The sequence below is a fragment of the Demequina globuliformis genome, assembly GCF_000975155.1.
Taxonomy (GTDB): domain Bacteria; phylum Actinomycetota; class Actinomycetes; order Actinomycetales; family Demequinaceae; genus Demequina; species Demequina globuliformis.
Map to the genome: position 1 here is coordinate 586122 of NZ_BBRG01000001.1, position 26095 is coordinate 612216.

Below are 26095 nucleotides of genomic sequence, written 5' to 3' on the forward strand. Positions count from 1 at the left end.
CTAATACTCGCTACTCGTCGTCGCTACGGGTGGCCGTCGGCGAGGGCGACGCGCTGGGGTCGGGCAGCGGCTGGTCGGGGAACGGCCATGGGTTGGGCTCGCAGTCGTCTGAGAGTTCACGCTGGTCCGTCATCACGAGGGCACGACCGGAGGCACAGATGCCGTCCTCTTCTCCCAGGACGTGACCCACTCCGTGGTTCAGGAAGTAGTCCCGCGCTCCTTGCCGGTCGTCGCCGTACGCGTCCAAACCTGCTGCCCAGTCGTACGCACTGATCATGATGAGGCCGCGATCGGCGCACGTGCCGTCCTCCACCGGGCTCGCAGCGGTCGCGGAACTCGACGGTGCTCCACTGGGTTCCGCGGAAGGCTCTGCCGACCCGTCCTCGGACGGCTCGGCGCTGTCCTGCGCCGTCGCCGTGGGCTGCGCGCCGACGGAGGCGGGCGCGTGCGGAGTCGGGCACGTGGCTGCGGCCGTGTAGGGGGTCGCGAGCGCGACGCGAATGTCTGCCGCACCGGTGGTGGGGACGTACTCGTACCGCCCGCTCGCGCCCCACCCGCGGGGATCGTTGAGCGAGTCCAGCACAAAGGCAGCAACAGCGTCACCCTGCAGGGCAAGCCCGTTTTCCACGTCTACTCGTACGTAGCGCACGGCCTGTGCTGAACCGGTAGCTTCGGCATCGGCCGTCACCGTGGTGTACACGCCATCACCTGCCTCCGGGACGACCAGCGACGTGATTCCCGCGTCACGATCGGCATCGTCGAGTTCACGATCGAGAGGCTCCAAGGGCGGCAAGGAGACGTCAACGGTGGACGTGGGCTCGGCGGTGGGAGTGGGTGTCACCGACGGCTCGGGCGCCGCAAGGTTGCCTCCTACCAGGCCGGTCCCCCAGCCCACCGCAATGCCGGCGACGAAGGCGCACCCGACGGTCAGCGCAATCGCCTTCAGGCTGGGCAGGTGGATTCCCCTGCCCGCGAACAGGCCCTTCTCACGCTGGTTCACGCCTCTACGATAGTCAGAACATCCCCATCATCAGCACCATCGGAGGCGGCAGTGGAGATTCGCATCGGCGTTCAGAACGTGGCACGCGAGATTGTCATCGAAACGGACATGAGCGGCGACGAGGTGGCGAAGGCAGTGGCCGACGCCCTCGAGGGCGCCACTCTCGATCTATCTGACGCCAAGGGGCGTCGCCTCGTGGTCCCCGCGGGGGCACTCGGCTATGTCGAGATCGGCGAGGAGAGCAAGCGCCGCGTCGGGTTCGGCGCGTAACGCGCGCTAGGACTCCATACGGGCCGATGCCGCGGCAACCGCCGCTGCCGGGTCCAGCACGCTCACGTCGAGCGTCACACCATCCTCGTCCGCCGCGAGGGGCTCCAACGTCGCATACTGCGAGTCCAGGAGCGCCACCCCAGCGAAGTGTCCTTCTTCAGCCAAGCGGCGCCTCACGCGCTCCTCAAGGACCGCCTGCGGCGCCGCGAGGTGCACAAACGTCACCTCGCCCACACCCGCCACAATGCGGTCGCGGTAGACGCGCCGCAGCGCCGAACACGCGATGACGGCACCGTCGCGCGCGGCCAGCCACTCAGCGACCCTGTCCAGCCACGGCCACCGGTCGTGGTCCGTGAGGGGCACGCCCGCAGCCATCTGAGCCACGGCATCGGCTCTGTGAAGGTCGTCCGCGTCCGCGAACTCCAAGCCACGCGCCTGTGCCAGGCCGCGAGCGACGGTCGACTTGCCGCATCCCGTCACTCCCATGACCACCACTCTCATAGGAATCAAGCCTAGGGCTGCGGGTCCTCAGCTGGCGTCGCTCGCACCTCGGTCACCCCAGACGTCGTCGACAGTCCCTTCTTGCGCATGGCACGCGCGCGTTCGCCCGCGGACCTCAGGCGCGGGTTGACGTACTCGTCGATGCCAAAGTTCACCAGCGACAACGCCATGCCGAACACCGCGATGCATAACCCGGCAGGGATGTACCACCACCAGAAGTCTGGGAAGGCGCCATTTTGCTGCGCCCAGAACAAGATCGTGCCCCAGTTGAGGTTGGTGATGGGGATGACGCCAATGAAGGCGAGCGTGGTCAAACCCAGAACGGCCGCCGTCACGGTGCCCACAAAACTGGAGGCAATGATCGCCGTGAGGTTGGGCAGCATCTCCACCGTAATGATCCGCAACAGCTTCTCGCCGTTCGCCCGTGCCGCCTGCACGAAGTCGCGGTTGCGCAGCGACATGGTCTGCGCGCGGAGCACTCGAGCGCCCCACGCCCACCCCGTAATCGCGATGACAGCGGAGATCAACACAATGCTGGGATCGTCATATTGCGACGCGATGATGATCATCAGCGGCAAGCCAGGGATGACCAGGAACACGTTGGTCAACGCCGACAACGACTCCGACTTCCATCCCCGAACATAGCCCGCGGCGACCCCGACGAACACTGCCACAAACGTGGCCAGCACGCCCGCCACGAGGCCAACCACAAGGACGCCCCTGGTGCCGTAGATGATCTGGCTGAACACGTCTTCACCCAGGTGCGTAGTGCCCAACCAATGCTCGGCCGACGGCGGCTGCTTGAGCGCGTCGTAGTCCTTTTCGAGGGGGCCGTAAGGAGCGATCAGCGGCGCGAAGATCGCCGCAATGGCGAACACCGCGATGATGATGAGGCCCGTGATGGACTTGCCGTTGCGAAACATCGCGAAGGACTGACCGAAGCGCCGGACCGACGAGGGCCGACGAGGCTCCGTTGGCAGGCCCTCCCGAGCCTCGGAGTCCTCATTGGTGGGGAAGTTCGACACAGTCATGATTTACGACTCCATCATTCGGGTGCGAGGGTCAAGGATCGCGTGGACCACGTCCGCGAAGATGTTGGCGAGCAACACGGCCATCGTGATCACGAGGAACAACCCCTGCATGAGCGGCCAGTCCTTGGCGTTGGTCGCATCGAGCAGCATCTTGCCAACGCCGGGGTAGCTGAAGACAAGTTCGGTGACGAGCGTGCCGCCCACGATGAACCCGAGCGCAAGCGCGAAGCTCGACAACTGGGGCAGCACCGCGTTGCGAGCGGCGTACTTGCGCAAGACTCGGCGAGGCGCCAAGCCCTTGGCCTCAGCGACCGTGACGTAGTCCTCGTCGAGGACCGTGATCATCATGTTGCGCATGCCCAAGATCCACCCGCCCAGGGAGGCGAACACGATCGTGACGGCTGGCAGCGTCCCGTGCGCAATGACCTGGCCAATGAAGTCCCACGAGAGGTTCGGCACCGTGCCCTTGTCATAGGCGTGCGAGGCCGGGAACCACCCCAGTTGCGTGGAAAACACCGCAATAAAGATGAGCGCCATCCAGAAGTACGGAACGGTCGAGAAAAAGGTCGCGAAGGGAATGACGTAGTCGCCTCGGGAGCCGCGCTTCCAGCCAATGACGGACCCCATCAGGGTGCCGAGCGCAAAACTGATGATGGTCGACAGGCCCACCAGACCGAGCGTCCACGGCAAGGCCGTCGCGATCACATCGGACACGGGTGCGAGGCCCTTGGAAAACGACACCCCCAAATCCCCCGTCAAGAGCTGCCCCCAATAGTCAACGTATTGCTGCCACAGCGACTTGTCGGAGTCCAGCCCAAACAACGTCCGCAGAGAGTCGATGGCCTCGGGGTTGAAGTCTCCTTGGTGCTTCGCCATATAAGCGGTGACGGGGTCGCCCTTCATGAAGCGAGGCAAGAAGAAGTTGATGGTGATGGCCGCCCATGCCGTAAAGGCGTAGAAGGCGGCGCGGCGCAGAATGAATCTCACGTGCGTCAGCTCCTTGAACTCGCCGGACCGGACGGGTCCGCGAAGTGCTTGTCGGGATCCGGAGAGGCGTCCCGCAGTGCGCGCGTGTACTCGTGCTGCGGGTTCAAAATCACGTCATCAGAGGGGCCGCGCTCCACCACGACGCCGTGGTGGAGGACCATGATCTCGTCAGAGAAGTGGCGAGCGGTGGCGAGGTCGTGCGTGATGTAGAGCACGCCCAAGTTGGACTCTCGCTGAAGATCGGCGAGCAGGTTGAGCACCCCGAGGCGGATGGAGACGTCCAGCATTGACACCGGCTCGTCGGCAATCAGAAGCTCGGGACGCGACGCCAGCGCGCGAGCAATCGCGACGCGCTGGCGCTGCCCTCCAGACAGTTCGTGGGGGCGGCGGTCAATGACAGCGTCGGGCTCCAGGCGCACGCGCGTCAACAATGACCGCACCTCGTCATCCACGCGGTCACTCGGGACAACCTTGTCCAGCCGCAACGGGCGCTCAAGGTGGTGGCGGATCGTGTGATACGGATTCAGGGACGCGAACGGATCCTGGAAAACCATGCGGACTCGTTGCCGGTAGGCCCGCAGGCCCTTGCCGCGCTTGGGGATGGGAGCCCCGTCCAACAGGACTTCTCCCGTGGTCTCGCGTTCCAGTTGCGTGAGGATCTTCGCGATCGTGGATTTTCCAGAGCCTGACTGCCCTACCAGCGCGATCGTTTGGCCGGAGGTCAGGGTGAAGGACACGTCATCCAGCGCGAGCATATCGCCGGCGCCCCTGACCTTGTACTGCTTGGTGACGTGGCGGAAGTCGAGGGTGGTCATTGCGCTTCCTCCTCGCGCTGAGTGCCACGGATAAAGTCGCCGCGTTCGCCCGTGAGGCTCGGGAACGAGTCAAGGAGGCGGCGCGTGTACTCATGCTCGGCGTGGTGATAGATCGACTCCGCTGAGGCGAGCTCGACGATGACGCCGTCCTTCATGACGGCGATGCGGTCGGAGATCTCAAGCAAGAGCGGGAGGTCGTGGGTAATGAAGATCACGGAGAATCCGAGTTCTTCACGCAGCTGCGAGATCTGGGTCAAGATCTCCCGCTGCACCAGCACGTCGAGCGCCGTCGTCGGTTCATCCATGATCATGAGTTGTGGGCGCAGCGCCATGGCCATCGCGATCATGACCCGCTGGCGCATGCCACCGGACAACTCGTGTGGATAGGAGCGGTAGCGGTCACGCCCCACTCCCACCAGGTCGAGAAGATGGCGCGCTTCCTCGAGCCGCTCGGCACGCCTCATGGCCGGCCTGTGCGTGGTGAAGACGTCGTCCAACTGGTCTCCCACGCGCGCAACCGGGTTGAGCGAGTTCATGGCGCCTTGGAAGACCATCGACACCTTGTCCCACCGGAACGCACGGATCTGCGCCGCGTCGAGGGTGTTGAGGTCAATGTCCTCGCCAGCCTCATCGTGAAAGACGGTATGACCGGACGTGATGACCGCTGGCGGCTTGAGGAGACGTTGAATGCCGTACGCGAGGGTGGTTTTGCCGCAGCCGGACTCGCCCGCGAGCCCGAGGATCTCTCCACGGCGCAATTCAAGTGAGACGTGGCTGACCGCCTCAACGGGCGGGTCAACGTCGTACACGACGCTGAAGTCCGTCACGGTCAGCAAGGTGTCGGTGGTCACTGGGGCCTTCCTGGAGTTCACGGGAGGGAGAGCAAAGGGGTGGCGCTGAGGTGGGGCGGGACACCGCCCCGCCCCACCTCAGCGAGAGATCAGCTCGCGGGCTCGAGGCTCGTGAGGATCATGACCGCACCCGGCATTGTGGGGTTCGGGTCTGCATACGGGTCGTCCGCGGAGGGCCAACCCACGTAGTTGCGGGTGTTGTACTCCACCAGCGAGGGTCGCGTTCCCACACCAATGGTGGGCACCTCATCCACGTAGATCTTCTCGATCGTGGCCAACGCGGCGTCACGGTCGGCGTCCTCCTGAGCGTTCGAGTAGTCGTTGAGCGCTTCGGTGACCTCAGCGTTGTCGAACCGGCCAAAGTTGTTGTTGGCGGGCTCACCCATCGGGACCAGCCAGTCCTGGCTCATCATCGACTTGTACATGTCGTAGGGAGTCAGGCCACCGTCGGTCCAGTGCAAAATCGCGTCGAAGTCTCCGATGGACTTGTTGTTCCACCACGTGTCCGCGTCGGGCGTGTCGACCATCGCCTCGACACCGAGCGCTGCGACCTCGTCGGAGATCAACGAGATGCCGGTGACGTAGTCGTTCCAGCCCTGGGGAACCGACAGTGTGAAGGTCACTTCCTCGCCATCGGGATCCATGAGGGTCTCGCCCTCCCAGGTGTAACCGGCGTCCTCGAGGACCTGGCGTGCGCCGTCAACGTCGACCTCGTAGTTAGCGCCCTGGTAGTCGGGAGCAATGTAAGAGTCACCGACCGGCGTCGGCAGTCCCGTGACCGACGTGAGTTCGGGCACGCCGCCCTCACGCGCAATCTCCGCGTGCTTGGCGCGGTCAACGACCATGTTCACCGCCGTACGGAACGCCACGTCGTTGAAGGGCTTCTCCTCCAGGTTCATGTACATGGTGTCGATCGCGAGGCCCGCGGCTGCCCAATAGACGTTGTTCTCGTCTTTGTCGAGGTAGGCGGACTGCACGTTGGGAATGAAGGCCTGCGCCCAGTCGGCGTCACCGGTGGCGAGCGCAGTGGTCAAGGCGGTGTTGTCGTTGTAGGACACGTAGTACAGCGTGGGAACGGCGAGTTCGCCGCCCCAGTAGTCGTCACGCGCGTCCAGTTGCACCGACTCCGTCGAGAAGCTAGTGAGCGTGTACGGCCCGGTGCCGACGGGTTCGAGGAACGGGTCGGTCGCCGGGTCTTCGACGCTTTCGTACACGTGCTGAGGGACGATGAGCTTCATTAGGACCTTGTCCTGCTTCACGTACATCGGCTCTGCGAAGGTCAACGTGACGGTGTTGCCGTCCTGGGCCACGCTTTGCAGGCCCAACGCAGCGGTGTCGAGCTCGGGGTGGTCCAGGAACAACTGGTAGGTGAAGGCGATGTCCTCCGCAGTGAACTCTTCGCCGTCACTCCAGGTGACTCCTTCACGCGCGGTGACCGTGACCGACGTGGTGTCGTCCGACCACTCAATAGATTCCGCCAGCCATGGCGTCACTTCCGCGGTGGGGTCAATCGTGTTGACCTGCGCCAGTGGCTCCAACAGCGCGTTGATGTACCCCAGCTTGAGGCCGGATGAGTCGCCGACCCAGGGGTTGTTCGACTCGGTTGCGATCGCGCCATCGGGCTTCGCGATCGTGAGCGGAGCGCCCGAGGCCGGTGCGGCTTCACCGCCACCGGTCCCTGTTGCACTCGGATCGGATTCGGGGTTGTCGTTGCCGCTGCACGCGGTGAGCGTCAGCGCGGTGGCCATACTGAGAGCCACCATCGAGGACTTCTTCATCCTCATGTCTTCCTCCTAGAAGAGCGGACCGGCCGTGCCGGTGCTGTGAGTGGGTCGGCTCGCCGTCGTTGGCGAACCGTTCTGGCTGAACCTCATGAGGCCGTCAGCGCGCTCTACCCAGGGAGACGTCAATGACTCCCCGAATATCGCGTACTGACCTCCCCGTGTGCAGGCGGTAGACGCCCTCCGGCAGCACCCATGCGTGCTGCCGCACATCCCATGTTTCGAGCGCACGGCGCGGGATACGCACCGTGACGCCCTTCTTCTCGCCGGGCTCGACGGCGACGGCGGCGTGCCCCCCGAGCCAGCGTGCCGGCCTGTCGTCCTCGCTCGGCGGCGCCTCGATGTAGACCTGAACAACTTCGCGGCCAGGGCGCGACCCCACGTTGGTGACGGTCACATCCAGGTCAATTCCGCCGTCGGTCACCCGGGCCTGCCCCACGTGGTGTTCCCAGCGGGTCCATCCCAACCCGAACCCGAACTCGGCCGCCGGGCTCGCGCCCGAGCGCTCCCAGCCCCGGTACCCCACATGCACGCCGTCGCGGTACTCGACCACGCCATCAGTCGGGCGCGCGTGGGGTACCGGGACATCTTCATCGCGCGCAGGCAGCGTCCACGGGAGGCGTCCGGACGGCTCCACGTCACCAGCCAGCACATCCGCAAGCGCGTGGCCGGCTTCTTGGCCGGGGAACCATGCCCACACCACGGTGCTGGCCTGCTCCAGCCACGGGAGCAGCACCGGCGCACCGGCGTTGACGACGACGACCGCATCGGGAACCTCGGCGAGCACGCGCGCCACGAGCTCATCCTGACGGCCAGGCAACGCGAGCGTCACGCGGTCCCAACCCTCGGACTCGCATTCTTCATTGGTCCCCACCACGACCACTGCAAGGTCGGCTGCCTTCGCGGCAGCGACGGCGTCTGCGATCTCCTGCTCGTCGCTACGACGCGGCAACGCGTGGCGGATCTCGGCTCTGACCATGCGTCCGTACCCTGCCGCGTCGATGACCTGGTGTCGGGAGACGATGCGCGCGGCACGGGGAGCGTCAACGGTCACCTCCGCGGGGGCGCCGTGGGGGGTGTTGACCGATGAGTCGAGGACGCAGTCCACGCCAACGCGGCGCGTACCAACGGACGTTTGGGTGCCGTCAATGTGCGTCTCGTGGATGCCCACGGTGCCGACGGATAGGACGTGGACGCCCGGCTCCACCAGATCCACGGTCGCGGACAGTTCCACGTCCACTGCCGAGTCGGGAATGTCCCGTAGCCACCCGTCGTGCGCGTCGAGAGTGTCTTCACGCACGGTAGCCCCGCGGGCGTCCAACCATGTGACGCGCAGGCCCTGAGGTACCCGGGTGGCGATGTCGAGCGCGGGGGCAAAGGCGCGGGGGTCCCCACCCCTCTCGCTCACAATCGACGCTCCTGGCCACCGCTGCGTGAGCCCTTCGAGTGGTGTGACCACGTGCGCGGGGTGCACTGTCGACGAGCCGCCACCCAACACGTGGGGGCGCTCGGCATTGGCACCGATGAGCGCGATGCTCGCGGGGGCACCGCGGTCCCACGGGGCGCCGCATTCTGGTGCGCGCAAGACCACCATGGCGCGGGCCGCCGCAACGCGCGCGAAACGGCGCAAGTCCACGCCTGCTGGCTCGCGGGGCTCGGGCTCGAAACCTCCCACGCGGTCCGCCAGCAGCAGTACTCGCGCGACTTTGTCGTCGATGTCGCTCTCGGTGACCTCTCCTTCATGGACCGCGTTCAGCAGCCCGTCTGCCCACGGCCCGCCGGGGCCGGGCATGACGAGGTCAAGGCCGCCGGTGGCGGCTTCGACAGCCCGGCGCGTTGCCTCCCAGTCGGAAACCAAGACGCCGTCGAAGCCGAGCTCATCGCGCAGGACGTCGACATTGAGGTGACGATGCTCGGTCATAGGTGCGCTCTCAGCGCCGTCATCCACGCCGTTGTACGCCGCCATCAGCGACCACACGCCGGCATGGATCGCGGCTTCGAACGGAGCGAGGTAGACCTCACGGAGCGCGCGCTCGTCCACGCGGGAGACCATCGTCGTGCGGTCAGTCTCGGAGTCGTTGGCGACGTAGTGCTTCATGCACGCGGCCACGCCCGCGTCCTGGATGCCGTTGACGAGCGCCGCGCCTACGTCTGCGGTCAGCAACGGGTCTTCGGAGAAGCATTCGAAGTGCCGCCCACCCACGGGCGTGCGCTGGATGTTCACCTGGGGAGCAAGCACCACGTCGACTCCGTGCGCGCGGGCCTCCTGCGCAAAGGCGGCGCCAACCTCGTAGGCAAGCTCGGTGTCCCACGCAGCCGCGATTCCCGACGGGGTCGGCAACAGGATGGACGTCTCGCCCTCGACCTCTCCGATTCCCCGCACGCCCACGGGGCCGTCGGAGAACGTGATGGAACGCATTCCGATCTCTGGCAGAGCGATCAGGCGCCACATGGTCGCGCCGGTGAGCAGTTCCACCTTGCGCTCAAGGGGCAGGCGCTGGGCAAGCGCGCGGCAGCCATCGAGAGTGTCACTCGTTGGCTCGGACGTCGTCGTCACTGCGGGCTCCTCGTCATCGGGGAAACCGACCCTGGTGGTCGTGTTGCGGACTAACTTACAATGCAGTCAGTAAGTAAGTGCAAACTCGCGGGATTCGATACCGTTTCGTGACCTGACGACCAGCGCGTACCCTCCCAGGAGGTGCCGTCCTAGACTCGGGACCTGCGGCCCGCGGCTACAGCCACGAGCGACAACCATTGCGACAAGGACGACCATGGCGACCAGACGACAACTCCCCCCGCGACCCGAAACGGCTGCGCGGCGCCGGGAGATTCTGGCCGCGGCGCTCGAGATCTTTGGGGCCAAGGGGTACAAGAACGGGCCGCTCGCCGAGATCGCGGAGCAGGTCGGCATGACCCATGCGGGCATCCTTCACCACTTTGGATCCAAAGATCGCCTTCTCGTGGAGGTGCTGCGCTACCGCGACGAATCCGACGTCGAGGGTCTCGAGGACCAGCACATCCCCGACGGGATCGAACTTTTCCGTCACCTCATCCGGACGGCCTTCGCCAACGAGGCGCGCCCCGGAATCGTGCAGGCCTACGCCGTCTTGTCCGCAGAGTCCGTCACCGACGGCCACCCGGGCCGCGACTACTTCGAGGAGCGCTACCGCGTGCTTCGAGCAGAGATCGTCGAGGCGTTCACCGTCGTGTGCCGCGATCGCGGGATCGACGATGCGCAGCTGGTTGACCGCGCGGCCGCGTCGATCCTCGCCGTGATGGACGGATTGCAAGTGCAGTGGCTCCTGGACCCCACCCAAGTCGAGCTGGCAGAAACCAGCGCGTTTGCGATCGAGGCAATCGCCCTGCAGGCCCTGTCCCCGCGACCCTCGCCGTTCGACGCCGAGTGACTGCCGCCACGGAGGTCCTGGTGCCCAGCGCTACCGCACGGTAGACTTGTAGGCGACCCGGGGCTGACCGGTCGTCATGTGAAGCGCGGCGCCGCTGAAGAAAGCGCAGGCCGCGAGCCTAAGATGATTCGCGATCGGCTGCCCGCCGACTAAGGGCGCCACTCATCGAGCGCCCTCGCAACACTCTCGAGGAACCATGACAGACACGCACGCCAGTGTGCAGACCCAAGACCAGAGCTTCGCCGACTTCAAGGTGAACCCCCTCATCGTTGAGGCGCTGGCCGACTCCGGCATCATCAACCCCTTCCCCATTCAGGCCATGACGTTGCCAGTCGCGCTCAGCGGCCACGACATCATTGGGCAAGCGAAGACCGGTACCGGCAAGACGCTGGGCTTTGGTGTTCCCGCTCTCCACCGCACCGTGTCCCCCGGCGAGGACGGGTTCGACGAGCTCGACGAGCCGGGCAAGCCCCAGGCCCTCATCGTGGCGCCGACCCGCGAACTCGCCGTTCAGGTGGCCGGCGACCTGGAAACGGCCTCGAAGAAGCGGTCAACTCGCATTGTTCAGATCTACGGCGGCCGTGCGTACGAGCCGCAGATTGAGGCCCTCCAGAGGGGTGCCGAAGTGGTCGTGGGCACACCCGGTCGCATGATCGACCTGCTCAACCAGGGACACCTCGACCTTCGCTACGTGCGCACCGTGGTGCTCGACGAGGCCGACGAGATGCTCGACTTGGGCTTCCTGCCTGACGTCGAGAAGTTGCTGGCAGCCACCCCCGCCTCCCGCCACACCATGCTGTTCTCCGCGACCATGCCGGGCGCGGTGGTGTCTCTCGCGCGCCGCTACATGGTTCAGCCCACCCACATTCGCGCGGCGGACCCCGATGACGATGGGGCCACCGTCAAGGCGATCAAGCAGGTCGTGTACCGCGCTCACGCGCTCGACAAGGTCGAGGTTCTCGCGCGCATTTTGCAGTCCGAGGGCCGCGGTCGCACCGTCGTGTTCGCACGCACGAAGCGCACCGCTGCAAAGGTGTCAGACGAGCTGCGCTCGCGCGGGTTCGCGGCCGGCGCCATTCATGGCGACCTGGGCCAGGGCGCCCGCGAACAGGCGCTGCGCGCCTTCCGTCACTCCAAGATCGATGTCCTGGTCGCGACTGACGTCGCCGCCCGTGGCATCGACGTCGACGACGTCACGCACGTGGTCAACTACCAGTGCCCCGAGGACGAGAAGACGTACCTGCACCGTATTGGCCGCACCGGGCGCGCCGGCAAGACCGGTACCGCCGTCACCTTCGTTGACTGGGACGACATCCCCCGCTGGACCCTCATCGATAAGGCCCTCGACCTCGGTTACCCCGAGCCAGTCGAGACCTACTCGACGTCGCCCCACCTGTTCGAGGAACTGAACATCCCTGAGGGCACCAAGGGCCGTCTGCCGCGCGACAAGCGCACGCTCGAGGGGCTCGAGGCAGAGACGCTGGAAGACTTGGGCGAGACCGGCAAGAAGCCCGCTGGCGGCGGCCGGGGCGGTTCCGGTCGCGGCGGTTCCGGTGGTCACGGCGGTGGTCGCTCCGGCGGTCAAGGCAGCGGCCGCAGCCGCTCCGGCGGCAATGGGCGCGGCAACGGCCGCGCTGGCGACAAGCCGGCCGATGCCGCACGCACCGAAGGAACCCAGCCCTCGGGAAACAACGGCGAAGGTGGGCGGCCTCGTCGCCGTCGTCGCCGCCGTTCCGGTGGCGGCCAGGGTGGTCAGGGCGGCCAGAACGCCGCCCCCGCAGCCTCGGAGTAAACCGTCATGGCCGAGCACAAGGTCCTGCTGTTTTACATCTTTACCCCGCTGAGCGACCCGGAAGCCGTGCGTCTGTGGCAGCGCGATCTCTGCGAGTCGTTGGGGCTGGGCGGACGCATCATCCTGTCCAAGGATGGGATCAATGGCACGGTCGGCGGCGAGCTCGGTGCAGTCAAGCGCTACCTGCGCAAGACGCGCGAGTACGCGCCGTTCAAGCCCATGGACGTGAAGTGGTCCGAGGGCTCGGGCGACGACTTCCCCCGCCTCAGCGTCAAGGTACGCGAGGAGCTGGTGAGTTTTGGCGCGCCCGGCGAGCTCAAGGTCGACGCGAATGGCGTGATTGGTGGCGGCACGCACTTGAGTCCGCAGGAGCTTCACTCGCTGGTCGCCGAGCGCGATGTCACCTTCTTTGACGGCCGCAATGCCGTCGAAGCGGAGATCGGACGCTTCAAGGGCGCTGTAGTTCCTGATGTCGAGACGACTCGCGACTTCGTGTCAGAGCTCGAGTCCGGCAAGTACGACCATCTCAAGGACTCCCCCGTCGTCACCTACTGCACCGGAGGCATCCGGTGCGAGGTTCTCAGCGCGCTGATGATCAACCGCGGGTTCTCAGAGGTCTACCAACTCGACGGCGGCATTGTCCGCTACGGAGAAGCCTTCGGTGACGCGGGGCTGTGGGAAGGCTCGCTGTATGTGTTCGATGGCCGCGAGGCCGTGCAGTTCAGCGACCAGGCCATCACGATCTCGACGTGCAGCGTCTGCGGCGAAGCGTCCAGCCGGCTACAGAACTGCGACGACCTGTCCTGCCGCACACAGTTGGTGATCTGCGAGACGTGCACCGTCGCCGACCGGTTCTGCCCCACTCACGCGAGCGTCGACCACTAGGACGACGGCGCTTCCTGCGCACCGTCGTCGCCGTCGATCGCCCGCTCGAGGCGCTCCAGTTTGCCGTCCAGCTCGCCCTCGTATCCGGGCCGGATGTCCGCCTTAATCACGAGCGACACGCGCGACCCGTACGGCTGCACCGCCTCCGTCGCGGCCTTGACGACCTCGAAAACCTCATCCCACTCGCCCTCGATCTCCGTGAACATCGCGGACGTGCGGTGAGGAAGGCCCGATGCCCTGACTACCTTCACGGCCTGGGCGACGGCGTCATGGACGGAGCCGTCTGCGCGACCGGTACCGGAAGGCGCGACGGAAAAGGCGACAATCATGATGCTCCTTGGGTGGGGTGACTGGGCATAGTCGCGACCCTAGCGGGCCGCCTGCAACGCGGCATAGGCCTCGGGGCTCGTGAGGTTCTCCCCTAGCTCGTTCGGTTTGCCGGCACCGTGGTAGTCGGAACTCCCGGTCGCGACCAGGCCTGAGCTCGCCGCAAGATCGCGCAGCCGCGCACGTTGCTCCGCGGTGTGGTCGCGGTGGTCGACTTCGAGTCCCACGAGCCCCGCTGCTGCGGCACGCTCCACCACCCGCGTCGGCAGCTCTGCACCGGCGCGGCCCGCATAGGGATGCGCAACGACCGGCACACCGCCAGCGGCCCTCATGGTGCGCACGGCGTCCACGACCTCCGGCGCGTAGTGCGGCACATAAAAAGCGGAGCCGGGCCTCAGAATCTCCGTGAACGCGGCCGAGCGGTCAGCTACGACCCCCCTGGCCACCAGTGCATCGGCTATGTGGGGGCGACCCACCGTGACGGCCCCGCCCGACTGTTCCACGACATCGGCCCACGTCACTGGGTAGCGCTGCCCCAAGAGGTCGACAATCGCCTGGGCGCGGTGAACGCGCGCGTCCCGCGTCTTCGCGATCATCGCTTCCGCCTCAGCGTCGCGCGGATCATGCCAGTAACTCAACAGGTGCACCGAGGTGCCGTGGTGGCGGGCAGAGACTTCAATCCCTGGCACCCATTCAACGCCGTGGGCCTTGCCCGCCTCGCGCGCCTCCTCCCACCCCGCGACCGAGTCGTGGTCGCACAGCGCCACGACATCGAGTCCGGCTCGCGCGGCCTGCGCCATGACCTCGGCGGGAGACTCGGTACCGTCCGAGACAGCCGAGTGCGTGTGGAGGTCGATGCGCATGACGTCACGCTACACCGGGCGCCCCGCACGAACGCCCCGCCGCGGACCCGGGTTGCGGGCCGCGACGCGGCGTCGGTTGATGCGTGCGTTACGCCTGCAAGAAGCGCCGAGAGACCAGCAGCCCAGCCCCCAGCACCACCAAGATGCCCGCAGGGAGCACCAGGCCAAGGTCGCCGCCCGTGGTGGGCAGTGCCTCAGAGGTCGTCGTGGCGGTCGGCGCGGAGCCCTCGGTGCCCGCGGGCTCCTCGGTTTCCTCGCCAGAGGTGGTGTCCGACTCCTCGGGCGCGTCATCGCTGGCCTCAGCCGGAACGTCAACGGCGGTGTCCACCGGCGTCGCGGCGGGCACGTCCACGGGCACCACGGTGTCGATCACAGGCAGCGCCTCGACGTCAAACGACACTGAGTGCGTGGCCTCGATCTTGGCGCGGTTCACCATGGTGGCGCGCGGGTTGCCAGGTCCTAGCGGCAGGAAGCCTTCCAAGAGCACCTCGAACGTCACGGTGCCGTGGTCGACATCGGCCTGCTGCACCTCGTAGTCGACGGTGCAGGCAATGCTCGCGCCAGCAGGCACGACGCCGTCCGCCGCGATGTCACACACCGGCGTGAGGCCAGCGGGCGACACGACCTGCACGGTCACGCCGGAGAGGTCGTAGTCGGCCGAGCCGGGAATCGTGAAGGCCACGGAGACCGTGTCTCCCGGGTGGACCACGCCGGGCGCCGCATCAGTGCCCCAGACAATCTCGGTCTGCGCCTTGCGGTAGTCCGCGAGGTCGGCGACGCGGTCGGCGACCTCGCGCTCGGCCCCAGCGAGTCCCTCGAGGAGCTCGTTCATGCGTGCGAGCGCATCGGCTCCCTCGCCCTGTCGTGCGACGAGCGCGAGGTAGATCGCTTCCTTCTCGTCCTGAATGGCGTCAGCATCGAACAGCGCCTGCTGCGCTTGCGCCTGCAGCGCTCGCAAACGGTCGAGTTCATCGCCCGCGTCCTTGTTGGCCTGCGCCTTCACCGCGTGATCAGCGATAGCCGCTTCGAGCGCTGCACGGGCGTGCTCGATGTCAGCGTTCGCCTGTCCGTGAGCGGCCTGCGCGGCAGAGAGCTCGGCACGCGCGGCGTTCGCTGCCGCAGCGGTGTCAGCGACCGCCTGCTTTTTGCCGTGGCCATCGACGGCCAGCATCATGCGGTCAATCGCATCGACCCGTACCTGCGCCACGTCCCGTACGCCCTTCGCGATTCCCAACGCGATGCTTGCGCCAATGCGATCGAGTCCGCGCGCCGCGTCGTAAGCCGCCTGTGCATCGGCGACTGCCTGGATACGTGAGTTCAGCGTCGCCACCGCCTCGTCGTACGCGCCGGACAAGTCGGATACGTGCACGGGGGCGTCGTTGATCTGCTGCCACCACGCGGGGGCGCCCACCACGGAAGCAATCGTGGCGTGGAATGCCTCTTCCGCGGCGCGCTCCTGAGCCTCCGCAGCAACCGCGGCGTCGGCCGCCACGCCCACCGCCGTCTCGCGCTCAAGCGCGGTTGCCTGTGCTGCTGCCAGCGTGTCCTCGGCCTCGCGCTTAGCGGTCACTGCCTTGTTGCGCGCCACGCGCGCAGCGTCCTTCACTTCCTGCTGGGCGTCGGCTGCGGCCTTGGCACCATTGCGGGCGACCTGCGCGGCACGGCGGTCCGTCTTCGCGTCCTGGAAGGCCGCGAGCGCATCGGCGAGTTCGCCGGTCTCAAGGTCAGCGAGCGCCACGGCAGCCGCATCTCGGAGCGACACGAGCGAGTCGCGCGCCGAGCCAAAGGCCTCGGCCTGAGCCAGCACCTCGTCCCAGTCGCCATCGATGAAGGCTTGGTTGGCGGCTTCGGCCGCAGCGTGAGCCGCGTTGGCGGCGGTCGTGGCCGGGTCTTCCGGAGCCACATCGGCAAAGGCGGGCACGCTGGCGCCCACCGCCAGCGCGGCGGCGGCGCAGGTGGCGGCCGCGGACGCGCGAAGGCGTGTCATGTTCATTGATTTCCCCTCAACTCGGCCGGCGAAGTTCACACGGCCTGGAGGCGACAGTAGCGATAAACACGCAGTGTGACAAGGCCCACACTCGAGCAAGTCGCCTGCAAATAGGACATATAAGACAACTATGAATGTAAATCGCCAGCGGCGCCGTCGCACAAGCGACCAATGGGACAATGGAGGGGTGAGCGACGACAAGACGAGCACCACCTCAGACAAGTCCAACAAGGCGCGCGCACTGCGCCCCGACAACGACGAGTTCAAGACCTGGATTGGCTCCCAGTGGGCCGAGCCGGACGACCTCGCCACTCAGAAGCTGGGCTCCGCGCCCTACGCGGCACAGCGGCGCGCCCGCCTGTCAGCGCGCTTCCCAGGCAAACGCATCGTTGCCCCCGCCGGTGACCTCAAGGTGCGCTCAAACGACACTGACTACCGGTTCTCGCCGTCACGCGACTTCGCCTACCTGACCGGGCTCGGCACCGACCGCGAGCCTGGCGCCGTGCTCGTCATGGAGCCCACCCCGAGCGGCCACGACGCCACCTTGTACTTGGTTCCGCCCGCGACCAAGGACGAGGACGGCTTTTACACCGACCCACGCTCGGGCGAGTTCTGGATCGGGCGGCGCCCGGGCTTGGCCGAGTTCGAGGCAATGACCGGAATTGCGACCGCTCCGCTCAGCGACCTGCCCACCGACATTCGCGTGGCCAATCACCCGCACAAGGCCGTCTCCCGCGTGTTGTCGGAGATGCGCCTCGTCAAGGACGCGTGGGAAGTGCAGCAGCTGCGCGACGCCGTCGACGCCACCATCGCGGGCTTTGAGCGCGTGGTCGGCGAGCTTCCGCGCGCGATCGAGCACAAGCGAGGCGAGCGAGTCGTCGAGGCCACCTTTGACGGCCACGCCCGCGAGGAAGGCAACGCGGTTGGCTACGAGACCATTGCCGCCTCCGGCCCCCACGCGACCACCCTCCACTGGATCACCAACGATGGCCAGGTCCATGCGGGCGACCTGCTGCTGCTTGACGCAGGCGTCGAGGTTGACTCGCTCTACACCGCGGACATCACACGGACGATGCCGGTGACCGGCCAGTTCAGCCCGGTGCAACGCCGCGTATACGACGTGGTCCTTGAGGCGGCGGATGCGGCCTTCGCCGTCGCCGCACCCGGCGTGACCTTGCGGGATGTGCACGAGGCAGCGATGGACGTCATCGAGGCGCGCCTCACCGAGTGGGGCATTGTCCCCGAGGCCAAGTCGGACGACTCGAAGCTATTCCGCCGCTGGATGGTCCACTCGACGTCCCACCACCTGGGTCTCGACGTGCACGACTGCGCGGCCGCGAAGCGCGAGACGTACATGGATGGCCCCCTCGAGCCGGGCATGGTGTTCACCATTGAGCCCGGCCTGTATTTCAAGGCGGACGACCTCGCCGTGCCCGAGGAACTGCGCGGCATCGGTGTGCGCATCGAGGACGATGTGCTGGTCACCGACGACGGCGTTGAGAACCTCTCGCAGGCGCTACCGCGCACGGCCGATGCGGTCGAGGCGTGGATGAACAAGCACCGCACGCCCTAACCCCTCTTCGCCAAATGGAACCATTTCGCTGTTTTAGCTACGCATAACAGCGAAATGGTTCCATTTGGCGTTGGCGGAGGGGGACCTAAGCCCCGCCTGACGCCGGCATACGCCTCCTAACCTCGGGTCAACCGCTGAAGAGGAGAGCGCCGTGACCCAAGCGCCCAGTCCCACTCCCGTGCGCACGCGCACCTCGCGCGTCGGCGCGTTCGCCGCAGGCCTCCTCATCGCGCTGCTCGTGCTCGCCACCGCAGGCGCGAACCTCATCACTGCCCTGACCGACGGCGCGGCCCGTGCCGCAGAGGGTCAGCCTGGTACGGAAGTCATTCAGGCATCGGCCCTCGATACGCCCGTCATCACAGCCGACGCCCCGGTCACTGTGGACCCGGACGCAGACTTGGTCTTGTTTTGGGGAGATGGCTGCCCCAACTGCGAAAAGGAACGCGCCTGGCTTGAGAGCGTCGAGCGCGACTACCCGGATCTGACCATCGCCCAATACGAGGTCTGGGGCGACGACGCCAACCGCGAACTGTTCGCGTCGGAGGCGGAGCGCCTCGGCTTCGAGGCAGGTTCCGTGCCCACGACCATCATCGACGAGCGTGTCTGGATTGGCTGGACTGATGCCATCGAACAAGACATGGCGGGCGCCATTTCCATGGTCGAGCGTGGCGAGACGCCCACCCCCGGCATCTACGGGACCGCTGGCGCCGGTACCTGTGCAGAAGACGGCGAGGTGTGTTCGGCGGAGGCTCCGCAGACCGTCATTGATGTGCCATTGTTCGGCGAGGTCACGGTGTCCGCCGACTCACTCCTCATGTCCACGATTGTCATCGGGTTCGTTGACGGCATCAATCCGTGCTCATTGTGGGTGCTGTCGGTTTTGCTCACCATCGTGCTGCGCACCAATTCACGCAGGCGCGTGCTCGCCATCGGCACCACCTTCTTGACAGTGACCGCCATCATGTACGCCCTCTACATGGCGGCGTTCTACTCCGCGCTGGCCGTCGTGGGGATGCTGGGCTGGATCCAGGTGGTCGTCGCAGCGGTCGCTGGCATCTTCGGGATCGTGTCAGTGAAGGACTACTTCGCGATGGGCAAGGGCCTGTCGTTCACGATCCGCAAGGAGGACAAGCCCGGCATCTACTCGAAGATGCGCGCCGCGGCAGGGAAAAAGGCGCTCATCCCCGCGCTGGGCGCAACCGTCGTGCTCGCCATTGGAGTGTCGCTGCTTGAGACCCCCTGCACGGCAGGTTTCCCCGTGCTGTGGACGGGAATGCTGCACGCGAACGGCGTGGGACCCACGGAGACTGCCGGCCTATTCGTCGCCTACATGGTTCCGTTCCTGCTTGACGAGCTGATCATCTTCGGTATCGCTGTCGCCACTATGAAGGCGACCAAGATGCAAGACAAGCATGGCGAGCTGCTGAAACTCTTCGCGGGCGTCACCATGCTGGTCCTCGCGGCCGTGATGGTGATCGACCCCACGCTCATGGAGAACCCATGGGCGGCGCTGGGGCTCTTTGCCGGGGCGTTCGCGGTAGCTCTCGTGATCCACCTTGTGACCGTCAGGGTCGTCGCGGCGCGGCAGCCGGTCGACGCACCGCGGCCCCCAGACGACGGCTCGCCCCCTGCCTCCGCGGAGGTGTCCTCCGGCGCTGCCGATGGCGACCGCGCCGGGGAATGATCCACGCGAGCAACTCGTTGTCCCTTCAACCGTTGTGTTGTCGAGGCCCAAGGAGCCACGTTGCCCATTCCGTTGTCTGTGCTGGACCTCGCCCCCATTGCCGAGGGAGAAACCGCGGGCGATTCGTTCCGCCACTCCGTTGACTTGGCGAGGGTCGCCGAGCGATCCGGCTACACGCGCGTCTGGTACGCCGAGCACCACAACATGTCCCGAATCGCATCCTCAGCGACGAGTGTGCTCATCGCCCACGTCGCGGCGCACACGTCCACGATCCGCTTGGGCGCCGGTGGGGTCATGCTGCCCAATCACTCTCCGCTGACGATCGCCGAGCAGTTCGGCACGCTCGAGACGCTCCACCCGGGCCGCATCGACCTGGGGCTTGGCCGTGCTCCGGGCGGGGATCGCGCGGTGTTCGCCGCCCTGCGGCGCACCCCCGAGTCCTCCGACCGCTTCCCCCAGGACGTCCTCGAACTGCAGGGCTACCTGGGTGACGAGTCCCGCGTCCACGGCGTCGAGGCCACCCCGGGCAAGGGCTCGCAGGTGCCGCTGTACATCCTTGGCTCTTCCCTCTTTGGGGCCCAGCTTGCCGCGCAACTCGGGCTGCCGTATGCCTTCGCGTCCCACTTCGCTCCGGCGGCGCTCACGGAGGCCGTGGCCGCGTACCGTGACGGATTCCAGCCGTCGGCCCAGTTGGACAGCCCGCACGTCATCCTGGGCGCAAATGTGTTTGCAGCGGAGTCGACGGCGCTCGCGCAGGAACAATTCGCGGCGTCGCGTCGCTCGCGCGTGCGGATGATGCTCAAGCGTGGCCCCTCCATCCCCGAGTATTCGGATGCGGACATTGACGCGTTCCTCACCACCCCTCAGGGCGCACAACTCGCGGACATGATGCGCATCACCGCGGTGGGGACGGGGGAAAAGGTGCGCGCGTGGCTCAACGACTTCGCGGCGCAGCACGGGGCCGACGAGGTCATCACGGCTCACGGCGCTCTTGAGGCCGATGCCCGGGTGGCGTCAGTAGCGCTCGCGGGAACGGCCGCTTGACGCGGCGTTCGTACAGAGCGGCGCTGAAGGCGTGCGGCTCCGCGCGGCGCTGAAAGCGTGCGGCCCCGCCCGGCGCTGAAGGCGTGCGGCCCCGCCCGGCGCTGAAGGCGTGCGGCCCCGCCCGGCGCTGAAGGCGTGCGGCCCCGCCCGGCGCTGAAGTGGCACAAAATGCCTGTTATAGGGACGCAAAACAGCCAAATGGAGCCATTTGGCGTGGGGCGGCGGGGCTATGCCGCGCGCTCCGCGAGCACCTTGACGCCGAGGCGCATCTCTTCAGGGGGCAAGTAGATCGGCAGCCGGAAGTGTGACGCCCCTCCCCCGGGCGCTACCTCGAAGGCAGTGCCCGGGGCGACTGGGACACCCGCGGCTTCCGCTCTAGCCGCGAACCGGTCGGCATTCATGCCAGGCACCTCCACCCACAGGCTGGGTCCACCGTCGGGCATGCGCACCTTCCACTCGGGCGCATACTCGCGCATGGCGTCGACTGTGGCGTCGAGGGATTCGCGCAGTGCCGCGACACGCCACGCCAGAGTCGACTCGAAGGAGTCAGTCAGCAACTCACGCGCGATCCTCTGCAACAGCGCGGAACTGCCCAGATCCATCGCCGCCTTCCGCTGGCGCAACTGAGCCGCGAGCGTGGCATTGGTGTGGAGCCACCCAATGCGCAGCCCTCCCCAGAACACCTTGGACAGCCCCGAGATAGTCACGACTGACGCGCCAGTCCCCAATGCGGCGAAGGGCGGCGCGGGCACACCGCCCAGCGCAAGATCAGCCGTGATGCGGTCGTCGACAAGGGTGGTTCCCGTCATGGCGGCAGCCTCAGCCAGCGCGAGGGCCTCGTCCTCGGTGAGCGCGGTTCCCATGGGGTTGTGAAAGGTCGTCACGTACGCGACATCCGGCCTCGCGGCGCGCAGGAGCTTGATGGAAGCTGCGACGTCTAAGCCGTCACGCCCAATGGGCAGGGCCAGGGGGCGCGACCCCGCGGAGGAGATGGCGTCAAACACCCCCGGGTACGTGACGCCTTCGAGCGCCACTGGGGAGCCCGGGCCCGCCAACTCGGTCAGCGTCAACCACAGGGCCTGTTGGCCACCACTGGTGATGACCACCTCTTCCGGCTGCGCGTCAATGCCCTGCGCGCGCAGGCGCGCCACCACTGCGTGCACGAGGTCGGGGTCGCCCAGCGCCGCGTACCCGGTCCCGAGAGTCGGCGACGCGCCAAGAAACGCCTGTGCATCCGCGAAGGCCGTCACCACTGCGGGCGCTGGCGGCGGCGTGGCAGAGGACAAGCCCACCAGAGGGGCCTGCGCACCAGGCAGGATGCGGTGAAAACGGTCCTGCAGACTCATGGCGTCGAGCCCCCGCGCACGCGCCCCCAACGTGGGTGCCGCGCCAGCCTTCACATCCAGCCAGGCGTCATCGCGCAGCCGCTGATACGCGGCCGTCACGGTGTTACGCGACAGGTGGAGCGAGTCGGCAAGCGCTCGCTCCGATGGCAGACGTGTGCCGTATTCAAGCGACCCCGACTCCGCCAAGGACACAATGGCGTCAGCGAGCTGCTGGTACAGGGGTCCGGTGCCGGATCGCCAATGGTCAAGGACGTCGCGGAGCTGGTCGGCCGTGGTGCGCATGGAGCCATCACAGCGCAAACTGGCCCCCTCTGGCTAGTGCCACCCGTGCGCCAACTGGACCTCGCCGTTAAGGGCCAGTCGCGCCAGTCTTCTGACATGAGCACCGACACCCTCGCCACGGATACCTCCGCTACGGACACCCCCGCCGCCGCAGACCTCAGCCGCGTGCGCACCAACCCCAGCACACTCGCCCGTACCCGCGAGCGCATCGGCCTCATGACCGAGGCCGCCCGCCGCGCCGGTTCCTACGCAGCGAACGCCGGCTCCCGGCCGGTCGCCCCTGCTCCTGCCGACGTTGCCGCGCTGTCCGTCCTGCGCCGCCCCCTCCCCGACCGCGGCGCCCCCGCGCGAGCGGTCCTCGCGGAGCTCGACCGCGTCGGATCCCCGGCAGCGACCGTCACAAACAACGGCCGCTACTTTGGCTTCGTCACCGGCGGCACCGACCCCGCCGCGCAGGCGGCGGCCATCCTCGCGGGCGCGTGGGACCAGAACCCCGGAGGGGCATCCGCGATCGGCGCAGAACTCGACCGGGTGGCGTGCACGTGGGTCATTGATGCGCTTGGCCTGCCCGCAGGGTCCGCGGCCTCATTCAACGCGGGCGCGACCGTCGCGAACCTCACTGGCATCATTGCCGCGCGCGATGCGCTCTACGCTCGCCTGGGGTGGTCGGTCGCCGAGCGCGGCCTCGCTGGCGCCCCGGCACTCCGGGTCGTGGTGGGCGAGGAGATTCACGCCTCCGCGCTGAAGGCGTTGCGCCTCGCAGGCTTTGGCGAGGCGCAGCTCGAACGCGTGCCTACCGACGCGACGGGAGCGGTCAAGGCGGATGCGTTCCCCACCGATACCGACGAGCGCACGTTGGTGCTGTTGCAGGCGGGCAATGTCAACACTGGGGCGTCCGATCCCTTCGCCGCCGTCATCCCTGGGGTCCGCGAGCGCGGCGGGTGGGTGCACGTCGACGGTGCATTCGGCCTGTGGGCTGCGGCCTCACCGACCTTGCGCCACCTCGTCGCCAGCGTCGAACTCGCCGACTCCTGGGCCACGGACGCGCACAAGTGGCTGCAGGTGCCCTACGACTCCGGGCTGGTCATCGTGCGCGACCCCGATGCGTTAACCCGCGCCATGACATCGCAGGCCGCCTATCTCTCGCCCGATCCCACCGCCCCCATGAACCGCGGTATCCAGATTTCCCAACGGGCGCGTGGGGTAGAGACGTGGGCCATGCTCGCCACGCACGGGCGCGCGGGGCTGGCCGACATTATCGACCGCTCGTGCGCTCAGGCGCGGCGCTTCGCTTCGGGTTTGGCCAGTGCAGGGGCTCAGATTCTTGCGCCGGTGACCTTGAATCAGGTGCTTGTCGCCTTTGGCGACGGTGAACAGACGGCAGCGACCATCGCGGCCGTTCAGGCCGACGGCACGTGCTGGGCGGGCGCCACCACATGGAAGGGACGCTGTGCCATGCGGATCTCCGTGTCCGATGCGGCGACGACCAATGACGACGTTGACGCGTCGATCGCTGCCATCGTCGCGTGCTGGGAGTCGGTCCGCGCCGGCGCCTCAAGCCCCGCTGCCTCGCCCCACTCCTCGCCACATGGCTCCATTCGGCTGTGATAGCCAGCCATAAGAGGCATTTTGTGCCACCAGGGGTGGGATTCCAGCCGGGCCGATGCCCGGGGCGCGTGACGTACGGGACGCGCCCCGGGCATCGGCCCACAGAAGTTCGACACCCCACGCGCTCCCAGGCCAACTGAAGTGGCAAGAAATGCCTGTCTTGCGTACTCATAACAGCGAAATGGAGCCATCTGGCGAAAAGAGGCGGGCGGGGGTATGCGGGCCCCGGTTAGGCTGACCCCATGAGCCAATCAGCCGAGCGTGTCTACGTTGCCCGACTGGTCGGTACCAGCGTGTTCGACCCCCTGGGAGATGCCGTGGGGCGGGTGCGTGACGTGGTGCTCCTCATGCGGCGCGGAAACGCCCCCAGTGCCGTAGGACTCGTCGTCGAGGTCGCCGGCCGCCGCCGCGTGTTCTTGCCACTGACCCGAGTGACGTCCATCGCTCCCGGCCAGGTGATCTGCACCGGCGTGCTGAACCTGCGCCGCTTCCAGGCCAGGGCCTCCGAGACCCTCGCCATCGCGGAGCTCCTGGAGCGCTCGGTGACGATCAAGAACGGCCGGATTCCCGCATACATTGAGGACCTCGCGATTGAACCTCAGCGGGGCGGAACATGGCAGGTGACCACGCTATTTGTGCGCAAGTCCGAACGCCGCAAGGGCGTCCTCGGCTTCTCCCGTCGCGGAGAGGCAGTGGTGGTGGGCCTCGACGAGGTAACCGGCCTCATGCGCCGCGACCAGCTTCAGGGTGCGCAACTGGTGATTCAGTCCTTCGCGGACCACAAGCCCGCTGACCTCGCGGCCGCGTTGATGGAGATGTCGCCGTCACGGTCGGCGGAGATCGCGGCCGCCCTGGACGACGAACGCCTCGCAGACGTCTTGGAGGAGCTACCAGAGGAAGAGCAGATCTCGCTGCTCGGAACCCTGCGCAACGAACGCGCGGCCGACGTCCTTGAGGCCATGGACCCCGACGACGCTGCGGACCTGTTGGGCGACCTGCCGGACGCTCAAGCGCAAAAGTTGCTCGAACTCATGGAGCCGCAAGACGCCGACCAGGTGCGACAGCTGCTGCACTACGAGGACGACACCGCCGGCGGCCTCATGACGACCGAACCCGTCATAGTGGGGCCCGAGACCACCGTGGCAACGTGCCTGGCACTGGTGCGCAAACAGCAACTTCCTCCCGCGCTCGCATCGATGGTGTTCGTCGTGCGCCCGCCCCTGGAAACGCCCACAGGCCGGTACATCGGCCTCGTGCACACCCAGCGCCTACTGCGTGAGGCACCGCACGACCTCATTGGCGGGCACACCGATCCCGCCATCGAGTCCCTCAGCGCCGACGACTCGCTGCAAGAGGTATCGCGCCGCATGGCCGCCTACGACATCCTCGCCATGCCCGTCGTCGACGACGACCACCGCCTGCTGGGTGCGGTCTCGATCGATGACGTGCTCGACCACCTACTGCCCAGCGACTGGCGCGAGCACATGGATGACGAGGAGGACGCCTCGTGAGCGAACGCCTCGACCGCCCCAAGGCTGAGCCAAAGCGATGGGGACTGTTCCGCAGGTCAGGTCGGTCCAAGGATCCGGACCGGATGGGCGCCTTCACTGAGGGCATTGCCCGCTTTTTGGGCACCACGCGGTTCCTGATCTACCTCACGGTGTTCTGCATCGTGTGGCTGGCGTGGAACTCGTGGGGCCCCGAGGGCCTGCGTTTTGACTCGGCCGCGAACGGGTTTACGGCGCTCACGTTGATGCTGTCGCTCCAGGCGTCCTACGCCGCACCGCTGATCCTGTTGGCACAGAACCGCCAAGACGACCGCGACCGCGTGGCCGCCGAGCAGGACCGTCAGCGCGCAGAGCGCTCCCTCGCGGACACCGAATACCTGGCACGCGAGGTCGCGGCGCTACGCCAGGCCGTCAATGAGACCGCGACCCGCGACTTTGTGCGCTCCGAACTGCGCGGCCTTCTTGAGGAACTGCAGCAGGCCGATGCCAGGGACAACTCCCGCAGGGACGACGCGGCTCAGCGCGACTAACGCGGCCGGGTGAGGGACTGCGG

At 67.0% G+C, this 26095-nt stretch carries 22 protein-coding genes; 10 read left to right on the top strand and 12 right to left on the bottom strand.

Annotated elements, in window-relative coordinates; all coding sequences use genetic code 11:
- Nucleotides 1–10 precede the first annotated feature (10 nt).
- Nucleotides 11–1000 carry a DUF3152 domain-containing protein gene (locus AOP75_RS02650; RefSeq protein WP_062076804.1) on the bottom strand — a complete coding sequence of 330 codons (990 nt, stop codon included), beginning with the start codon at nucleotides 998–1000 and terminating at the stop codon, nucleotides 11–13.
- A gap of 51 nt (nucleotides 1001–1051) precedes the next feature.
- Between AOP75_RS02650 and AOP75_RS02655 the strand changes: the two genes are divergently transcribed.
- Complete coding sequence (locus AOP75_RS02655) at nucleotides 1052–1270, top strand: DUF3107 domain-containing protein (RefSeq protein WP_062076805.1); 219 nt, start codon at nucleotides 1052–1054, stop codon at nucleotides 1268–1270.
- A gap of 6 nt (nucleotides 1271–1276) precedes the next feature.
- On the opposite strand, the gene AOP75_RS02660 is transcribed toward AOP75_RS02655, so the two are convergent.
- The 7 genes from AOP75_RS02660 to AOP75_RS02690 form a co-directional block, all read right to left on the bottom strand.
- Nucleotides 1277–1771 carry a gluconokinase gene (locus AOP75_RS02660; RefSeq protein ID WP_062076806.1) on the bottom strand — a complete coding sequence of 165 codons (495 nt, stop codon included), beginning with the start codon at nucleotides 1769–1771 and terminating at the stop codon, nucleotides 1277–1279.
- Between the two features lie 11 nt (nucleotides 1772–1782).
- Complete coding sequence (locus AOP75_RS02665; protein ID WP_236683105.1) at nucleotides 1783–2694, bottom strand: ABC transporter permease; 912 nt, start codon at nucleotides 2692–2694, stop codon at nucleotides 1783–1785.
- A 111-nt stretch (nucleotides 2695–2805) separates the two neighbouring features.
- Nucleotides 2806–3789, bottom strand: a complete 984-nt coding sequence (locus AOP75_RS02670; RefSeq protein ID WP_062076807.1) for an ABC transporter permease — start codon at nucleotides 3787–3789, stop codon at nucleotides 2806–2808.
- Nucleotides 3790–3794: 5 nt separating this feature from the next.
- On the bottom strand, nucleotides 3795–4604 hold the full coding sequence (locus AOP75_RS02675) for an ABC transporter ATP-binding protein (RefSeq protein WP_062076808.1): 810 nt from the start codon (nucleotides 4602–4604) through the stop codon (nucleotides 3795–3797).
- Complete coding sequence (locus AOP75_RS02680; RefSeq protein WP_062076809.1) at nucleotides 4601–5455, bottom strand: ABC transporter ATP-binding protein; 855 nt, start codon at nucleotides 5453–5455, stop codon at nucleotides 4601–4603. Before AOP75_RS02680 ends, AOP75_RS02675 begins: the two co-directional genes overlap by 4 nt.
- Nucleotides 5456–5544: 89 nt before the next feature.
- Entirely contained in the window at nucleotides 5545–7239 is a 1695-nt protein-coding gene (locus AOP75_RS02685; protein ID WP_062076810.1) for an ABC transporter substrate-binding protein, read from the bottom strand.
- A 97-nt stretch (nucleotides 7240–7336) separates the two neighbouring features.
- Entirely contained in the window at nucleotides 7337–9793 is a 2457-nt protein-coding gene (locus AOP75_RS02690; protein WP_062076811.1) for a beta-glucosidase, read from the bottom strand.
- Nucleotides 9794–10007: 214 nt separating this feature from the next.
- On the opposite strand from AOP75_RS02690, the gene AOP75_RS02695 reads away from it, so the two are divergent.
- The 3 genes from AOP75_RS02695 (at nucleotide 10008) to trhO (ending at nucleotide 13320) form a co-directional block, all read left to right on the top strand.
- Nucleotides 10008–10643, top strand: a complete 636-nt coding sequence (locus AOP75_RS02695) for a TetR/AcrR family transcriptional regulator (protein WP_062076812.1) — start codon at nucleotides 10008–10010, stop codon at nucleotides 10641–10643.
- A 196-nt stretch (nucleotides 10644–10839) separates the two neighbouring features.
- A complete protein-coding gene (locus tag AOP75_RS02700) occupies nucleotides 10840–12435 on the top strand; it encodes a DEAD/DEAH box helicase (RefSeq protein WP_062076813.1) in 1596 nt (531 codons plus the stop codon).
- Nucleotides 12436–12441: 6 nt separating this feature from the next.
- Complete coding sequence (gene trhO, locus AOP75_RS02705; RefSeq protein ID WP_062076814.1) at nucleotides 12442–13320, top strand: oxygen-dependent tRNA uridine(34) hydroxylase TrhO; 879 nt, start codon at nucleotides 12442–12444, stop codon at nucleotides 13318–13320.
- Here trhO and AOP75_RS02710 read toward each other — a convergent pair.
- The 3 genes from AOP75_RS02710 to AOP75_RS02720 all read right to left on the bottom strand — a co-directional run bounded on the left by AOP75_RS02710 (nucleotide 13317) and on the right by AOP75_RS02720 (nucleotide 16503).
- Nucleotides 13317–13649, bottom strand: coding sequence for a thiamine-binding protein (locus tag AOP75_RS02710; RefSeq protein ID WP_062076815.1), 333 nt, complete (start codon nucleotides 13647–13649; stop codon nucleotides 13317–13319). The two genes, trhO and AOP75_RS02710, sit on opposite strands and share 4 nt — an antisense overlap.
- Before the next feature lie 39 nt (nucleotides 13650–13688).
- Complete coding sequence (locus AOP75_RS02715) at nucleotides 13689–14510, bottom strand: PHP domain-containing protein (protein WP_062076816.1); 822 nt, start codon at nucleotides 14508–14510, stop codon at nucleotides 13689–13691.
- A gap of 88 nt (nucleotides 14511–14598) precedes the next feature.
- Nucleotides 14599–16503, bottom strand: a complete 1905-nt coding sequence (locus AOP75_RS02720) for a hypothetical protein (RefSeq protein WP_062076817.1) — start codon at nucleotides 16501–16503, stop codon at nucleotides 14599–14601.
- A 181-nt stretch (nucleotides 16504–16684) separates the two neighbouring features.
- Here AOP75_RS02720 and AOP75_RS02725 point away from each other — a divergent pair, with 181 nt between their 5' ends.
- From AOP75_RS02725 to AOP75_RS02735, 3 genes are all read left to right on the top strand, one after another.
- Nucleotides 16685–18070, top strand: coding sequence for an aminopeptidase P family protein (locus AOP75_RS02725; protein ID WP_062076818.1), 1386 nt, complete (start codon nucleotides 16685–16687; stop codon nucleotides 18068–18070).
- Between the two features lie 151 nt (nucleotides 18071–18221).
- Nucleotides 18222–19754, top strand: a complete 1533-nt coding sequence (locus tag AOP75_RS02730) for a thioredoxin family protein (RefSeq protein WP_062076819.1) — start codon at nucleotides 18222–18224, stop codon at nucleotides 19752–19754.
- A 60-nt stretch (nucleotides 19755–19814) separates the two neighbouring features.
- Nucleotides 19815–20798: an LLM class flavin-dependent oxidoreductase gene (locus AOP75_RS02735; RefSeq protein WP_062076820.1), complete on the top strand. Its 984-nt coding sequence runs from the start codon at nucleotides 19815–19817 to the stop codon at nucleotides 20796–20798.
- 227 nt (nucleotides 20799–21025) lie between these two features.
- Here AOP75_RS02735 and AOP75_RS02740 read toward each other — a convergent pair whose 3' ends face one another.
- Nucleotides 21026–22426 (bottom strand): aminotransferase-like domain-containing protein, encoded by a 1401-nt coding sequence (locus tag AOP75_RS02740; protein WP_062076821.1) that lies wholly within the window; start codon nucleotides 22424–22426, stop codon nucleotides 21026–21028.
- A 96-nt stretch (nucleotides 22427–22522) separates the two neighbouring features.
- Here AOP75_RS02740 and AOP75_RS02745 point away from each other — a divergent pair, with 96 nt between their 5' ends.
- The 3 genes from AOP75_RS02745 (at nucleotide 22523) to AOP75_RS02755 (ending at nucleotide 26072) form a co-directional block, all read left to right on the top strand.
- Complete coding sequence (locus AOP75_RS02745; protein WP_161794524.1) at nucleotides 22523–24034, top strand: pyridoxal phosphate-dependent decarboxylase family protein; 1512 nt, start codon at nucleotides 22523–22525, stop codon at nucleotides 24032–24034.
- Between the two features lie 242 nt (nucleotides 24035–24276).
- On the top strand, nucleotides 24277–25545 hold the full coding sequence (locus AOP75_RS02750) for a magnesium transporter MgtE N-terminal domain-containing protein (protein WP_062076823.1): 1269 nt from the start codon (nucleotides 24277–24279) through the stop codon (nucleotides 25543–25545).
- On the top strand, nucleotides 25542–26072 hold the full coding sequence (locus tag AOP75_RS02755; RefSeq protein ID WP_062076824.1) for a DUF1003 domain-containing protein: 531 nt from the start codon (nucleotides 25542–25544) through the stop codon (nucleotides 26070–26072). Before AOP75_RS02750 ends, AOP75_RS02755 begins: the two co-directional genes overlap by 4 nt.
- Nucleotides 26073–26095: the final 23 nt, after the last annotated feature.

Bases quoted from the DNA above. Each gene is read 5' to 3' on its own strand.
- AOP75_RS02660 (WP_062076806.1), bottom strand. From the start codon at position 1,771: ATGAGAGTGGTGGTCATGGGAGTGACGGGATGCGGCAAGTCGACCGTC.
- AOP75_RS02665 (WP_236683105.1), bottom strand. From the start codon at position 2,694: ATGTTTCGCAACGGCAAGTCCATCACGGGCCTCATCATCATCGCGGTG.
- AOP75_RS02675 (WP_062076808.1), bottom strand. From the start codon at position 4,604: ATGACCACCCTCGACTTCCGCCACGTCACCAAGCAGTACAAGGTCAGG.
- AOP75_RS02685 (WP_062076810.1), bottom strand. From the start codon at position 7,239: ATGAGGATGAAGAAGTCCTCGATGGTGGCTCTCAGTATGGCCACCGCG.
- AOP75_RS02695 (WP_062076812.1), top strand. From the start codon at position 10,008: ATGGCGACCAGACGACAACTCCCCCCGCGACCCGAAACGGCTGCGCGG.
- AOP75_RS02700 (WP_062076813.1), top strand. From the start codon at position 10,840: ATGACAGACACGCACGCCAGTGTGCAGACCCAAGACCAGAGCTTCGCC.
- trhO (WP_062076814.1), top strand. From the start codon at position 12,442: ATGGCCGAGCACAAGGTCCTGCTGTTTTACATCTTTACCCCGCTGAGC.
- AOP75_RS02710 (WP_062076815.1), bottom strand. From the start codon at position 13,649: ATGATTGTCGCCTTTTCCGTCGCGCCTTCCGGTACCGGTCGCGCAGAC.
- AOP75_RS02715 (WP_062076816.1), bottom strand. From the start codon at position 14,510: ATGCGCATCGACCTCCACACGCACTCGGCTGTCTCGGACGGTACCGAG.
- AOP75_RS02720 (WP_062076817.1), bottom strand. From the start codon at position 16,503: ATGAACATGACACGCCTTCGCGCGTCCGCGGCCGCCACCTGCGCCGCC.
- AOP75_RS02740 (WP_062076821.1), bottom strand. From the start codon at position 22,426: ATGCGCACCACGGCCGACCAGCTCCGCGACGTCCTTGACCATTGGCGA.
- AOP75_RS02745 (WP_161794524.1), top strand. From the start codon at position 22,523: ATGAGCACCGACACCCTCGCCACGGATACCTCCGCTACGGACACCCCC.
- AOP75_RS02750 (WP_062076823.1), top strand. From the start codon at position 24,277: ATGAGCCAATCAGCCGAGCGTGTCTACGTTGCCCGACTGGTCGGTACC.